The organism is Stappia stellulata DSM 5886 (assembly GCF_000423705.1).
GTDB lineage: Bacteria > Pseudomonadota > Alphaproteobacteria > Rhizobiales > Stappiaceae > Stappia > Stappia stellulata.
This window is the reverse complement of the sequence record NZ_AUIM01000011.1, coordinates 147,280-160,788: the sequence shown is the minus strand read 5'-3', so window position 1 is coordinate 160,788 and position 13,509 is coordinate 147,280. Positions and strand designations below refer to the sequence as shown.

Sequence of the window (13,509 nt, the reverse complement as noted above, 5' to 3'; positions counted from 1 at the left end):
GCCGGCGCGCGCTCAGCCGGTGGGGTCCGTTTTCCGCAGTCCCCCGCGCTTCAGCAGAAAGGCGAGGACGTCGTCGACGCCGCTGCCGGTCTTCACGTTGGTGAAGACGAAGGGGCGCTCGCGGCGCATCATGCGTGCATCGCGGTCCATGACGTCCAGCGAGGCGCCGACCAGTGGCGCGAGGTCGGTCTTGTTGATGACCAAAAGATCGGAGCGGGTGATGCCGGGCCCCCCTTTGCGCGGGATCTTGTCGCCGGCGGAGACGTCGATGACGTAGATCGTGAGATCGGCAAGCTCCGGCGAGAAGGTCGCGGCGAGATTGTCGCCGCCGGATTCGATCAGGATCAGGTCGAGGGCGGGGAAGGCGGCTTCCAGGTCGGCGACGGCGGCGAGATTGATCGAGGCGTCCTCGCGGATCGCGGTGTGCGGGCAGCCGCCGGTCTCCACGCCGCGAATGCGCGCGGCGTCCAGCGCGCCCGAGCGGGTCAGGAACTCCGCGTCTTCCTTGGTGTAGATGTCGTTGGTGATCGCCGCGATCTCGAAGGTATCGCGCAGCTTCTTGCAAAGCGCGTCCATCAGCGCCGTCTTGCCCGAGCCGACGGGGCCGCCGATGCCGACGCGCAAGGGGCCGTTCAGGGATGCCATCTATCCGGTCTCCGCGTTGTGTCCGATGAGGGAAGGCAGGCCGTTTCTGCGTGACGTCACGAGCGAAACAGCCGCGTGTACTGGGTTTCGTGGTTCATCGAGGCGATGTCGACGAGAAAGGCGCAGCCGCCGATGTCGTCGAGGCCGCTGTCGAGTGCCTCGTCGGCAAGGGCCGCGATCGCGGGACCGAGCGCATGGATCACGCGCTGGCCGTCGGTCTGGCCGAGCGGCACCGCGCGCACCGCCGCCGAGACCAGATTGGCGGCGAGGGCATGCAGATAGGCGCCGGCGACCGGTGCGGCCGGCATCGCATGGGCGCTGGCGGCGAGCGCCACGGCGAGCGGATAGCTCCAGCCGCCGCGCGCGATTGCCTCGGACCCGGCTGTCAGCTGGTCGAAGAGGGCCGCAGCCGGGCAGTCTTGTGGGGCCGGCCAGGCATCGCGCACGGCGGCGATGAAGGCGCCGCCCTGGGCGCTGGCCTCCAGGAAGCGCTCGGCGGAGGGCTGCAGCGCAAGCGACAGCTCGAGCAGATCGCGAAAGGCGGATGCATCGCCGGCCGTCGCCGCGTCCATAGCGCGCGCCAACAGGATGGCATCCGAGCGCCCCGCGCCATGGTGCAGGACATCGCCGAGCCAGGCTTCAAGGCTCGCCGCGTCATGCACCGTGCCCTCCTCCACCGCCCATTCCAGCCCGTGGCTGTAGGTATAGGCGCCGACGGGAAAGGCCGGCGACATCCAGGCGAGCAACGCATGCAGCGCTTGCGGGGACAGGGCGACGTTAGTGGTCATGGGAATGGGGCTGCCCATGCGCGTGGTCATGCCCGTGTCCGTGGTCATGAGGATGGTCGTGACCCTGCACCGTGCCGTGACCATAGGCGCCGCCTTCCGGATCGAAGGGCGCGGTCATCACGCTCATGCGCCCGCCGAGGCGGGTCACCATGTCCTCGATGACGTGATCGCGGCGAATGCGCAATGCGCCGGGGACGAGCTGCGTCGGCAGGTGGCGGTTGCCGAGATGCCAGGCGATCCTGAGAAGCGCGTCGAACCCGTCGGCCTCGATCTCCACCAGCTCCTCGGCGGCGGCGAGGATCGCGACGAGGCGCCCGTCCTCAAGTTTCAAGCCGTCGCCATGGCGCAGCTGGACAGCCTTCGGCAGGTCGAGAAGCACCTGCGTTCCGCGTGCGCCATCGAGCACCGCACGGCGCCGGTGGCGGTCTTCCCGGTCGAGCACCACGCTGTCGTCGGGTGCGCCCTCCCAGCTTCCGGCCGGCAGGATTTCGGCGACACGGATCATGCGTCGGCGTCCTTGCCGCGCAGGAGTGCCGCCTTGAAGGCGGGACGCGTCGTGACGCGGGCGAAGTAATCGGCGACGGGGCCGGTCTCCGGCACGTCGAATTTCGCCGCCCGCGCCCAGCCGGCGGCATGGCCGAGCAGGATGTCGGGCACCGTGAACGTCTCGCCCATCACATAGGGGCCGTCGCCGATCATGACCTCGAGCCGCTGCATCGCGGTTGCGAATTCCGCCGCGCAGACGCGCTTGATCTCCGGCACGCGCAGCTCTTCCGGATGGATGAAGCTGTTCTTCGCCGCCGTCCAAAGCGCGCCTTCCACCTCGTCGACGGTAAACTGCGTGGCCGCATCCTGATGCGCGCGTTCCGGCGTGCCCGCGGCAAAGGTCAACGCGCCATGCTTGTCGGCGAGATACTGGCAGATCGCGACGGAATCGGTCAGCACATGCGCGTCGTCCTTCAGGACCGGCACCTTGCCAAGCGGATTGAGTGCCCGCACCTCGTCGCTCTGCGGCATGGCCGGCACCAGGTCATACCCCTGGCCAAGCTCCTCGAGCGTCCACATCACGCGCATCGCGCGTGTGCGCGGAAAGCCGATCACCGTGTACATATGTTGTGTCTCCCGATCCCCGGTTGTGTCTCGCGGACCTTAAAACAGGAAATAGCGCTGGGCCATGGGAAGCACCTCCGCCGGCTCGCAGGTGAGGAGTTCGCCATCCGCGCGCACCTCGTAGGTTTCAGGGTCGACCTCGATTTCCGGCACGGCATCGTTCAGCACCATCGCGCCCTTGGAGATGCCGCCCCGCGTGTTGGCGACCGGCAAGACCATCCGGTCGAGTCCGAGCCGGTCCTTGATGCCGGCGTCATGGGCCGCCTGCGACACGAAGGTGACCGAAGAGGCGGTCATGGCGCGTCCGAAGGCGCCGAACATCGGGCGATAGTGCACCGGCTGGGGCGTGGGGATCGAGGCATTGGGATCGCCCATGGGAGCGGTGGCGATGGTTCCGAGTTTCAGCACAAGATCCGGTTTGACGCCGAAAAAGGCCGGATCCCAGAGCACCAGGTCGGCGAGCTTGCCGACTTCCACCGAGCCGACATGGTCGGCCAGGCCATGGGCGATCGCCGGATTGATCGTCACCTTCGAGATGTAGCGGCGCACCCGCAGATTGTCGTTCGCACCCGCTTCGCCGGCAAGCCGTCCGCGCTGGACCTTCATCTTGTGCGCGGTCTGGAAGGTGCGGATGATCACCTCGCCGACCCGACCCATCGCCTGGCTGTCGGAGGCGATGATCGAGAAGGCGCCCATGTCGTGGAGGATGTCCTCGGCGGCGATGGTCTCACGCCGGATGCGGCTTTCGGCGAAGGCGACGTCTTCGGGAATGGAGCTGTCGAGGTGGTGGCACACCATCAGCATGTCGAGATGCTCGTCGATGGTGTTGACCGTATAGGGCCGCGTCGGATTGGTGGAGGAGGGAATGACGTTCGCCTCGCCACACAGCTTGATGATGTCTGGCGCATGCCCGCCGCCCGCGCCTTCGGTGTGGAAGGCGTGAATGGTGCGGCCCTTGAAGGCGGCCGTGGTGTTTTCCACGAAGCCGGATTCGTTCAGCGTGTCGGTGTGGATCATCACCTGGATGTCATAGGCATCGGCGACGGAGAGGCAGCAGTCGATGGCCGCCGGCGTCGTGCCCCAGTCCTCATGCAGCTTCAGTGCGCAGGCGCCGGCGAGCACCTGTTCCTCAAGGGCTGCGGGAAGGGCCGCATTGCCCTTGCCGGCGAAGGCGAGGTTCATCGGAAAGGCCTCGGCCGCCTGCAGCATGCGCTCGATGTGCCAGGGGCCGGGCGTGCAGGTGGTGGCGTTGGTGCCGGTCGCCGGCCCCGTGCCGCCGCCGAGCATCGTTGTCACGCCGGAGGTGAGCGCCTCGTCGATCTGCTGCGGGCAGATGAAATGGATGTGCACGTCGAGCGCGCCCGCGGTGACGATCTTGCCCTCTGCGGCGATTGCCTCCGTGCCCGGGCCGATGACGATGTCGACGCCCGGCTGGACGTCCGGATTGCCGGCCTTGCCGATGGCGGCGATGCGGCCGTTCTTCAACCCGATGTCCGCCTTGTAGATGCCGCTGTGGTCGACGATCAGCGCATTGGTGATCACCGTGTCGACGGCGCCTTGCGCGCGGGTGCGCTGCGACTGGCCCATGCCGTCGCGGATCACCTTGCCGCCGCCGAACTTCACCTCGTCGCCATAGACGGTGAAGTCCTTCTCCACCTCGATGAACAGGTCGGTGTCGGCGAGACGGATCCGGTCGCCGGTGGTGGGGCCGAACATGTCGGCATAGGCGGCGCGCGACAATTTATGGGGCATCGGGGTCTCCAGACGGTGCGGCGCTTGTCTCGGCGATGCTCAGTTGCCGAGACCGCCGGCGAGGTCATCGAGTTCGCGGGTGCGTTGACCGGTGAGATCGGCGCGGCACTGGTAGATCAGCATGGGCTCCATCGTGCCGCCACGGGCCTGGAAGCCATAGGCGGCGCAGGCGGCGTCGCGATAGGGGATCCAGGCGCGCTGGGCCTCGCGCAGGGCCTCTGCAGCGCCCGCGAGGGCCGGACTGTCGGCGAGATCCGCGTCCATGCGCTTCATCGACGCCATGGCCCGGCCGTAGGCCGCGTTCAGCTCCTTGTCGGCCGCCTGCCAGTCCTGTTCCGCGCAATAGGTCATTTCCATCTGCGTGACCGGATCGGAGCAATCCACCTCCTGGGCCTGCGCGGTGGAGGAGGCGAACAGCCCAAGGCCAAGAGCGACCAGCGGCAATCGAATGAATGTCTGCATCATAGCGGTCCCATAACCTTTGCATTGAAGCCGTAGACGGTTCGGTCTCCGGCGAAGGGAACAAGAATGACCGGGCGTGTCTGGCCCGGCTCGAAGCGGATCGCGGTCCCGGCGGGAATGTCCAGTCTGAGCCCGTGTGCGGCCGCCCGGTCGAAGGCGAGCGCCGGATTGGTTTCGGCGAAATGATAGTGCGAGCCGACCTGCACCGGCCGGTCGCCGGTGTTGGCGACGTCGATCTCGAGCGTGGGCCGTCCGGCGTTCAATTCGATCTCGCCGTCGGCGGGAAAGACTTCTCCAGGGATCATGGCGGCGTCCTCAACGGATCGGTTGGTGAACGGTGACGAGCTTGGTGCCGTCGGGAAAGGTCGCCTCGACCTGCACATCGTGGATCATCTCCGCGACGCCGTCCATTACCTGGTCGCGGGTGAGTACCGTCGCGCCCGCGCTCATCATTTCCGCGACGCTGCGCCCGTCGCGCGCGCCCTCGACGACGAAGTCGGTGATCAGGGCGATGGCCTCGGGGTGGTTGAGCTTGACGCCCCGTTCAAGCCGCTTGCGCGCGACCTCGGCGGCCATCGCCACGAGCAGCTTGTCCTTTTCCCGCGGTGTCAGTTTCATCTGGCGGTCCCCAACCCCTTGTCCTGTCGTGAAGCCGACGAAACGGCTCGTCCTGCGATATCTAGCAATACCATGTGCGTGGCAGCCGCGTGTCCCGCCAGACCTCGAGCAGCGCCATCAGCCCGCTGCGCAGGATTTGCCCGTTTTCCGCGACGAAGCGGAAGATGAGCAAGCCGGTACGAGCGCTGACGCCGGCGTTCAGACCGTCGCGGCGAATGCCGGCGACCGCGTCCCGCGCGCGTTCGATGTCGGCTTGCGCGTTCTCGCGACAGTCGACCAGCGTCGCGAACGCCCGCCCGCCTGCAGCCGTCGCGGAGCCTGCAAGAATATCCGTCGCATCGCCGCTGATACGCGCCTCGTCGGCGAAGACGAGCTGCCCGTTGCGGCGAATGCGCCAGCGGTCGCGAAAGGAGACGGCGTGGACATCCTCGCCCATGGCCTCGCGGCCGAGCACGACGCTTTCCACCGCCAGAAGACGGGCGTCGCCTTCCAGATCGACGGCGAGCGCACGGGTCAGGGCCGCCTTGTCGAAGAGGATCGTTTCCTGCGGCAGCCATTCGACCAGGCCGCCGGCGTCCACCCTGACCGTGCCCTGCACCTCCGCCGGCCCGTCCTGGCTGCGGTAGATGCGCTCCGCCGCCTGCGTGGTGATCACGGCCTGGGCGTCTTCACCGACTTCCGCCTCATACTCCAGCCGGTCGCCGCCGGTGAGACCGCCCGCGGTGTTGAGGAAAACGGCCACCGGTGCGTCGCCGTGGGTCTTGGGGAGGCGCACCTTGGCCGAGCCGCTCTGGTCGAGATCGCGCAGCCGCACCGTATCGCCTGTCTTCTGGAACCGGATCCGGGCACGGCCCGTGACCCGTTGCAGGCCGAGAGGATTCGGACTGGTGGAGAAGGCGGGGTCTATCGTCATCGATGGGAATCCGCTCGCATTCTGGAGTGTTCTGGAAACGTGAGACATGTGGCCGTGTCGTCCTGGTTCCGTTTTCCTCAAGTCATTGCAAGACAGGGGCCAATCGGCGGACGCCGTGCAGCAAGCCGTGCATTCCGCGAGGGCGTCGGCGGGCTGGCCGGCTTTGTCCTCACGGCGGGCGACGGCGCGCGCGCCTCGCGAATGCCGCAATTTTGGGCAATTGCCTTATCCGCGGCCACTTTCGCCGTGTGCACCTGCCGTTCCGCGAGGTGTTTTTTGCATTCGGGCTGCTGATTCGGTTAGATACGGTCCTTGAACGGTAAGACGGCCTATCGAAGACGGAAGGCACGGCATGTTGCGATCAGTTCCTGCAGCGCTCCTCGCGCCGCTCCGGCCGGTGCGGAATTTCGTATTGTGTGCGGCGCTTGCGATGCTCGCACTTCCCGCGATTCCGGCGCGCGCCGATATCGGCGCCTGGATTGTCGTCGACATGGACAGCGGCGCCGTGCTCGACCAGAAGCAGGCCCTGCGCCAGTGGTACCCGGCCTCCATCACCAAGCTGATGACCGCTTATGTGACCTTCAAGGCGATCCGGGAAGGCCGGGCGACCCTTCAGTCAGCCGTGACGATCAGTGCCAATGCCCATGCCGAACCGCCCAGCAAGATGGGGTTCAAGCCGGGCACGCGGATCTCGCTGGAGAGCGCGCTGAAGATGGTCATCGTAAAATCCGCGAATGACGTCGCCGTCGCGGTGGCCGAGGCGATCGGCGGTTCGGAGCCGGCCTTCATCGGCCTGATGAATGCGGAAGCCCGGCGCCTCGGCATGAGCGCGACGCGTTTCGTCAATCCGCATGGGCTGCCCGACAACCGGCAGGTGTCGTCCGCGCGCGATCTGGCGGTTCTGGCGCGAGCGGTATGGCGCGAGTTTCCCGAGCATCGCGCCTATTTCAATTTTGCCGGGATCCGCGTCGGCAAGAAGACGCTGCGTTCGGCGAACCGCGAGTTCCTGTTGCGGGTACAGGGCGCCAACGGGATGAAGACCGGTTACATCTGCAATTCCGGCCTGAATGTCGTCGTTTCCGCGACCCGTGGCGGACGCACGGTGATGGCGGTGATCCTGGGGGCGGCCTCGGGCGTGGAGCGGGCGGCCAAGGCGCGCGCGCTGATCGACGCCGGTTTCAAGGATCGCGGCGGCCGGTCGGTCGACCAGCTTTCGGGCGTCTCCGGCAAGCCGCCGGCGGACGGCTACTGCAAGCGCAATTCCCGCCCCAAGGCGGAGGAGCTGATGGCGGCCTTCGCCAGGAAAACCCGTTCGCCCTCGGTCCTGTCTTTCGCGCGCGGCGATCTCAACGGCGGCGGCATCCGCCGCAGCATCGTTGCCGCACCCGCCCCGAGTCCGAGCGGTCAGGTCGGATCGTCGACTGTCCCCAAGCGCGCCGATGGCAAGACCGACTGGGCCAAGGTGATGGACACGGTGATCGGGCCGCGCCGCCGCGCCTATGAGGCTGTTCCGGTCTCCACCGCCGCGCCGCGCACGGCCGTCGCGCCGCGCATCGTCGCGGGCGAGCCTGTTCTCGTTCCTGGCACGCCCAAGCCGTTGGCCAAGCCTCTGGCCGTTGCCGCGGATCTTGCAAGGGTGCCGGCCGTGGCGGCGTCGGTCGCGCAACAGCCGGCGAAACCGGGAGCGATCTTCCGCGGCGAGCCGCTGCTCATCGCACCGATCCCGCTGCAAAACCCGCGTCCGTAGCTCCGGGCCGAATTTACCTGCCGAAAGATTGATCGACGGCAGCGCATCGGGCATGTCGTATCGACGCCGGTTTCATTCGCTTTCCCGCAGCGCCCGCGCTGTGCTGTCCCACAAAGGGTGTCCCGTGACGCAGCCATCGTCTTTGCAAAAGCCCGCGCGCGGGCCCAAGCCGCCGATCCCGCTCACCGTGATCACCGGGTTTCTCGGAGCCGGCAAGACGACGCTGCTCAACCGGCTTCTGGGCGATCCGGCGCTGTCGGATGCGGCGGTGATCATCAATGAGTTCGGCGAGGTCGGGCTCGATCATCTCTTCGTCGAGGGCGGCGAGGAAGGCATCATCGAACTGTCGTCGGGGTGCCTGTGCTGCACCATTCGCGGCGATCTGGTGACAACGCTGGAAAACCTCTTGCGCCGGCTCGACAACGGCCGGACCGAGCGCCTGTCGCGGGTCGTTATCGAAACCACGGGTCTCGCGGATCCCGCGCCCGTGCTGCACACGGTGATGCAGCATCCCTATCTGGTGATGCGCTATCAGCTCGACGGCGTGGTGACGCTGGTCGATGCGGTCAACGGGCTTGGAACGCTAGATGCGCAGGACGAGGCGGTAAAGCAGATCGCCGTCGCCGACCGCATCGTGCTGACCAAGACCGATCTGGATGACGGTGCCGATGCCCTGGACCCGGCGTCGTCGCTACGCCGGCGCATCGCGGCGCTCAATCCGGCCGCCCCCGTCCTCATCGCGGCCAACGGCGAGGCGGACGCGGCGCATCTGATCGCCACCGGGCTCTACGACCCGGCGACCAAGACCGCCGATGTGGCGCGCTGGCTCAACGCGGAAGCCTATGGCGGCGATCACGGCCATGACCATTCGCACGACCACGGCCAAAGTCATGATCACGCTCATGCGCATCACGATCACGCACATGACGTGAACCGGCATGGCGACGGCATCCGCGCCTTTTCGCTGACGAGCGAGCGTGCGATTTCCGCGGGCGGCCTCGACATGTTCCTCGATCTTCTGCGCTCCGCGCATGGGCCGAAGCTCCTGCGCATGAAGGGCATCGTGAAAATCGCCGAGGACCCGGACCGGCCGGTGGTGCTGCACGGGGTGCAGCATGTGTTTCATCCGCCCGCGACCTTGCCGAAATGGCCGGACGACGATCACCGTACGCGGCTGGTCTTCATCACCCGCGATCTGCCGGAAGGCTTCGTGCAGCGCATGTTCGACGCCTTCACCGGCGGCGTTTCCAGCGATACGCCGGACAAGGCCGCCATCTCCGACAATCCGCTGGCGATCACCGGCTTCAGCGGCCGGTTCTCCTGACGCGGCTCAGCTTTGCTTGCGCATGCGGATCAGGCCTTCCTGCGCGACCGAGGCGACCAGATGGCCGGCGCGGTCGTAAAGCGCGCCGCGCGTGAAGCCGCGCCCGCCCGACGCCGAGGGACTGTCTTCGGAATACAGCAGCCATTCGTCGGCGCGAAAAGGGCGGTGAAACCACATCGCATGATCGAGGCTCGCCACCTGGAGCCTGGGGTCGAAGACGCTGGTGCCATGGGCGAAGAGCGCCGTGTCGAGCAGCGTCATGTCGGAGGCATAGGCCAGCACGCAGGAATGAATGCGCGGGTCGTCTGGGAGCGAGGCGCTTGCGCGCACCCAGACATCTTGCGCCGGCGTCAGCTTCTTGCGGCTGAAGTAGTGGGTCAGGTCAACGGGCCTCAGCTCGATCGGCCGGTCGCGCTCCCAGTAGCGGCGAACGGGTTCCGGCGCATGCGCCAGGAATTTTTCCTTCAACTCCGCCTCGCTCGGCAGCTCCTCCGGCGCGGTGACCTCGGGCATGGTCATCTGGTGTTCCAGTCCCTCCTCGTGCTTCTGGAAGGAGGCGGACATGGAAAAGATCGCATGTCCATGCTGGATCGCCACGACGCGACGGGTGGTAAAGCTGCCGCCGTCGCGGATCCGGTCGACCTCGTAGATGATGGGAACCGACGGGTCGCCGGGACGCAGGAAGTAGGCGTGCAGCGAATGAACGCCGCGCTCTTCGGGTACGGTGCGGGAGGCGGCGACCAGCGATTGGCCGATCACCTGACCGCCGAAAACCCTTTGCCAGCCCACCTGCGGGCTCATGCCGCGGAAGAGATTGTGTTCCAGCGGCTCCAAATCGAGTATCGAAAGGAGGTCGTCGACGGCTGAGCGCATGCGGGAAATACCTTTTCGCAAGTTCTGTGGCAGACGTCCTGGACAAAGGCCCGGGGAGACGTTCCCGTGACCGTGTGATTTGCCGGGGGTAAAAGTCAAGGCTGCCCAAAGGGCACCTCCGGGCCCCGAGTTGCGGGTTTTCCCGCAACGCCGAAGTTTCCCAGGCGGCGTTTTGCCGCCGACAAAGCGAACGGTGGCGGCGTCCCGCCGCCGGCAAAGCGAACAGGCGCCGCAGCGACGCGCCGCAGGAAGAGGACCGATCATCATGACCCGCAAGTCCGATGCCGATGCCATGCTCGACGTTCTGGTCGGCGGCGGCGGATATGTCGGCCTCTCCCTCGGGGTCGCGCTGAAACAGGCCGATCCCGCCTTGTCGGTCGCGGTTGTCGATCTGCGTCCGCGCGAGGCGATGGCCGGCGATCCGCGCGCCTCCGCCATCGCGGCCGCGGCCAGCCGGATGCTCGACCAGCTGGGCGTGTGGGAGGAGGTCGCCCCGCATGCACAGCCGATGACGGAGATGATCGTTACCGACAGCAAGCTGCGCGACGCGGTGCGCCCGGTGTTTCTCACCTTCGACGGCGAGGTGGAGCCTGGGGAGCCTTTCGCCCATATGGTGCCGAACGGAAAGATGGTGGCGGCCCTCGCCGACCGGGCCCAGGCGCTTGGCGTGGAACTGATCGCCCCTGACGGCGTCAGCGACTTTTCCGTCGGCGACGCGGAGGTGGACATCACGCTGGGATCGGGCAAGACGCGCCGCGCACGGCTTCTGGTCGCCGCCGACGGCGTGCGCTCGCGGCTCCGCGATCTGGCCGGCATCCAGACGGTGAAATGGGAATACGACCAGTCGGGGATCGTCACCACCATTCGGCACGAACGGCCGCACAACGGCCGGGCGGAAGAGCACTTCCTGCCATCGGGACCTTTCGCAATCCTGCCGCTGACCGGCAACCGCTCTTCCCTTGTGTGGTCGGAGCGGCGGCTGGAAGCCGAACGGCTGGTGAAGGGGGACGATTTCACTTTCGAACTGGAGCTGGAACGGCGCTTCGGCCATCATCTCGGAAAGATCGATCTCGACGGACCGCGCAACGCCTATCCGCTGGGGCTGACGCTGGCGCGCGGCTTCGTCAAGCCGCGCTTCGCGCTCGCCGGCGACGCGGCGCACGGCATTCACCCGATTGCCGGACAGGGGCTTAACCTCGGCTTCAAGGACGTTGCGGCACTTGCGGAGGTGCTCGTCGAGGCGCGCCGTCTGGGGCAGGACATCGGTGCGCTCGACGTGCTGGAGCGCTATGAACGCTGGCGCCGGTTCGACACCTTCCAGATGGGGGTCGTCACCGATGTCTTGAACCGCCTGTTTTCCAACGATATGGATGGAGTGCGCGCGGTACGGGATATCGGGCTTGGACTGGTCGATCGGCTCCCCTCGCTGAAACGGTTCTTCATCCGTCAGGCGGCAGGGCTGGAAGGCCCGGTGCCACGTCTGCTTGCCGGGGAACCGATCTGAGGCGTGACGGAAAGGAACACCGGATCGATGCCCGGGCAAAAGGCAGCCGAACAGGACCGGCCGCAGCGGATTATCCTGATCACGGGCTGCTCGTCGGGGATCGGCGCTGCCGCGGCCCGCACCTTGCGCGGGCGCGACTGGCGGGTCTTCGCCACGGCGCGGCGCCAACGCGATGTCGACCGGCTTCGCGCCGACGGTTTCGAGAGCTTTCTCCTGGACTATGAGGATGCGGCAAGCGTCGAAGCGGCAGCGGCCGCCGTGCTTGAGCGCACGGGCGGGCGGCTGGATGCGCTGTTCAACAATGGCGCCTATGCAATTCCCGGTGCGATGGAGGACATGCCGACCGCCGCCTTGCGCGACATTTTCGAGGCGAATTTCTTCGGCTGGCATACGCTCACCCGTGCCGTGCTGCCGGCGATGCGCCGACAGGGCGCGGGGCGCATCGTGCAGTGTTCCTCGATCCTCGGTTTCATCGGCATGCCCTATCGCGGGGCCTACAATGCCTCGAAGTTTGCGCTGGAGGGGTACAGCGATACCCTGCGGCTGGAACTTCGCGGCAGCGGGATCCATGTATCGCTGATCGAGCCGGGGCCGATCGCCACCCGCTTTACCGAAAATGCGCTGGAGAACTTCCTCCGGATCATTGGGCAGGACGGCATTGCCGCCTCGGTGCACCGCGAGGCCTATGAAAAGCGCGTCGCGCGCATGCAGGCGGGCGAAAAGTCGCTGTTCAAGCTTCCGGCGCGCGCCGTTGTGAAACAGGTGGTACATGCGGTGGAGGCGCCGCGGCCGAAGGCACGTTACCGGGTCACCGTTCCCACGGTCGCGATGGCCGTGGCGAAGCGGCTCCTGCCGACACGCGCGCTCGATCGGGTTCTGTCCCGGGCGTCGCGCTCCGAAGAATGACAGACCGGCCGGCAAGGACTGCCGGGACAGAAGGATTTGAAGATGACGGACGTGTTGCGGATGCTCATCCCGGTTGCCGTGGGAGCGGTTGCCGTGGTCCTGATGATGGGCTTGTGGAACATGATGCGCGGGGGATCGTCGTCACGGTCGCAGTCATTGATGCGCTGGCGGGTCGGGCTGCAGTTTCTCGCCGTGGTTATCGTCATGGCCCTGCTCTATCTGACAACGTCCGCGCCGTGACCGTCACGGCGTGACCGACATCCAACCTGCACGGGAGCGGACATGGTTGTTCTCAACAAGATCTACACAAAGACCGGCGATGCCGGGACGACGGCCCTGGCCTCCGGCGAGCGGCGGCCCAAGCACGATCTTCGGGTGGACGCCTATGGAACCGTCGACGAGACCAATGCGGTGCTCGGGCTCGTGCGGCAGGTGACCGCCACCGAGCATCCGGAGCTCGATGTGGTGCTGGGACGGATCCAGAACGACCTTTTCGATCTCGGTGCCGATCTGGCGACGCCGGAGAGCGACGAGGCGCCGGCCTTTCCGCCGCTCAGGATCACCGAGGCGCAGGTCACGGCCATCGAGGCGGAAATCGACCGGCTGAACGCCGATCTCGAACCCTTGCGCTCCTTCGTGCTGCCGGGCGGGTCCGCCGCGGCCGCGCATCTGCACATGGCGCGCACCGTCTCGCGCCGCGCGGAACGGCTGATGACGGCGCTGGCCGCCGGAGAAACGGTCAACCGCCAGGCAATGGTGTATATGAACCGCCTGTCGGATTTCTTTTTCGTCGCGTCGCGCTGGGTCAACGACAAGGGCGCGCAAGACGTCTTGTGGGTGCCCGGCAAGAACCGCTAGCCCGGCGGC

General features: G+C 66.8%; 16 protein-coding genes. 6 read left to right on the top strand and 10 right to left on the bottom strand.

The annotated features are described in order from the left end of the window. Positions 1-12: 12 nt before the first annotated feature. The 9 genes from ureG to G572_RS0108205 form a co-directional block, all read right to left on the bottom strand. Positions 13-645 (bottom strand): urease accessory protein UreG, encoded by a 633-nt coding sequence (gene ureG, locus G572_RS0108245; RefSeq protein ID WP_029058057.1) that lies wholly within the window; start codon positions 643-645, stop codon positions 13-15. A 56-nt stretch (positions 646-701) separates the two neighbouring features. Next, on the bottom strand, positions 702-1,481 hold the full coding sequence (locus G572_RS0108240; protein ID WP_245566182.1) for an urease accessory protein UreF: 780 nt from the start codon (positions 1,479-1,481) through the stop codon (positions 702-704). Continuing rightward, a complete protein-coding gene (locus G572_RS0108235) occupies positions 1,423-1,938 on the bottom strand; it encodes an urease accessory protein UreE (protein ID WP_029058055.1) in 516 nt (171 codons plus the stop codon). Before G572_RS0108235 ends, G572_RS0108240 begins: the two co-directional genes overlap by 59 nt. Further along, positions 1,935-2,543 (bottom strand): glutathione S-transferase family protein, encoded by a 609-nt coding sequence (locus tag G572_RS0108230; protein WP_029058054.1) that lies wholly within the window; start codon positions 2,541-2,543, stop codon positions 1,935-1,937. The genes G572_RS0108235 and G572_RS0108230 overlap by 4 nt, the downstream gene beginning before the upstream one ends. Positions 2,544-2,582: 39 nt before the next feature. Next, complete coding sequence (ureC, locus tag G572_RS0108225) at positions 2,583-4,295, bottom strand: urease subunit alpha (RefSeq protein WP_029058053.1); 1,713 nt, start codon at positions 4,293-4,295, stop codon at positions 2,583-2,585. A 39-nt stretch (positions 4,296-4,334) separates the two neighbouring features. After that, the gene (locus G572_RS0108220) at positions 4,335-4,760 is read right to left on the bottom strand and encodes a lysozyme inhibitor LprI family protein (RefSeq protein ID WP_029058052.1); all 426 of its coding nucleotides are present in this window, start codon (positions 4,758-4,760) and stop codon (positions 4,335-4,337) included. Next, complete coding sequence (locus G572_RS0108215) at positions 4,757-5,062, bottom strand: urease subunit beta (protein WP_029058051.1); 306 nt, start codon at positions 5,060-5,062, stop codon at positions 4,757-4,759. The genes G572_RS0108220 and G572_RS0108215 overlap by 4 nt, the downstream gene beginning before the upstream one ends. A gap of 10 nt (positions 5,063-5,072) precedes the next feature. Continuing rightward, the gene (locus tag G572_RS0108210) at positions 5,073-5,375 is read right to left on the bottom strand and encodes an urease subunit gamma (protein ID WP_029058050.1); all 303 of its coding nucleotides are present in this window, start codon (positions 5,373-5,375) and stop codon (positions 5,073-5,075) included. Positions 5,376-5,436: 61 nt separating this feature from the next. Then, on the bottom strand, positions 5,437-6,288 hold the full coding sequence (locus tag G572_RS0108205; protein WP_051242018.1) for an urease accessory protein UreD: 852 nt from the start codon (positions 6,286-6,288) through the stop codon (positions 5,437-5,439). Positions 6,289-6,718: 430 nt separating this feature from the next. On the opposite strand from G572_RS0108205, the gene G572_RS0108200 reads away from it, so the two are divergent. Both G572_RS0108200 and G572_RS0108195 read left to right on the top strand, forming a co-directional pair. Then, positions 6,719-8,035 (top strand): D-alanyl-D-alanine carboxypeptidase family protein, encoded by a 1,317-nt coding sequence (locus tag G572_RS0108200; RefSeq protein WP_051242016.1) that lies wholly within the window; start codon positions 6,719-6,721, stop codon positions 8,033-8,035. A gap of 124 nt (positions 8,036-8,159) precedes the next feature. Beyond that, on the top strand, positions 8,160-9,359 hold the full coding sequence (locus G572_RS0108195) for a CobW family GTP-binding protein (RefSeq protein WP_051242101.1): 1,200 nt from the start codon (positions 8,160-8,162) through the stop codon (positions 9,357-9,359). 6 nt (positions 9,360-9,365) lie between these two features. On the opposite strand, the gene tesB is transcribed toward G572_RS0108195, so the two are convergent. Then, positions 9,366-10,232: an acyl-CoA thioesterase II gene (gene tesB / locus G572_RS0108190; protein ID WP_029058046.1), complete on the bottom strand. Its 867-nt coding sequence runs from the start codon at positions 10,230-10,232 to the stop codon at positions 9,366-9,368. Positions 10,233-10,497: 265 nt separating this feature from the next. Between tesB and G572_RS0108185 the strand changes: the two genes are divergently transcribed. The 4 genes from G572_RS0108185 to G572_RS0108170 are packed head-to-tail and all read left to right on the top strand — an operon-like array spanning position 10,498 to position 13,500. Continuing rightward, positions 10,498-11,736 (top strand): ubiquinone biosynthesis hydroxylase, encoded by a 1,239-nt coding sequence (locus G572_RS0108185; RefSeq protein ID WP_029058045.1) that lies wholly within the window; start codon positions 10,498-10,500, stop codon positions 11,734-11,736. 27 nt (positions 11,737-11,763) lie between these two features. Next, on the top strand, positions 11,764-12,642 hold the full coding sequence (locus tag G572_RS0108180; protein WP_051242014.1) for an SDR family oxidoreductase: 879 nt from the start codon (positions 11,764-11,766) through the stop codon (positions 12,640-12,642). Positions 12,643-12,684: 42 nt separating this feature from the next. Further along, complete coding sequence (locus G572_RS0108175) at positions 12,685-12,882, top strand: twin transmembrane helix small protein (protein ID WP_029058043.1); 198 nt, start codon at positions 12,685-12,687, stop codon at positions 12,880-12,882. Positions 12,883-12,924: 42 nt separating this feature from the next. Further along, positions 12,925-13,500: a cob(I)yrinic acid a,c-diamide adenosyltransferase gene (locus G572_RS0108170; protein WP_029058042.1), complete on the top strand. Its 576-nt coding sequence runs from the start codon at positions 12,925-12,927 to the stop codon at positions 13,498-13,500. Positions 13,501-13,509: the final 9 nt, after the last annotated feature.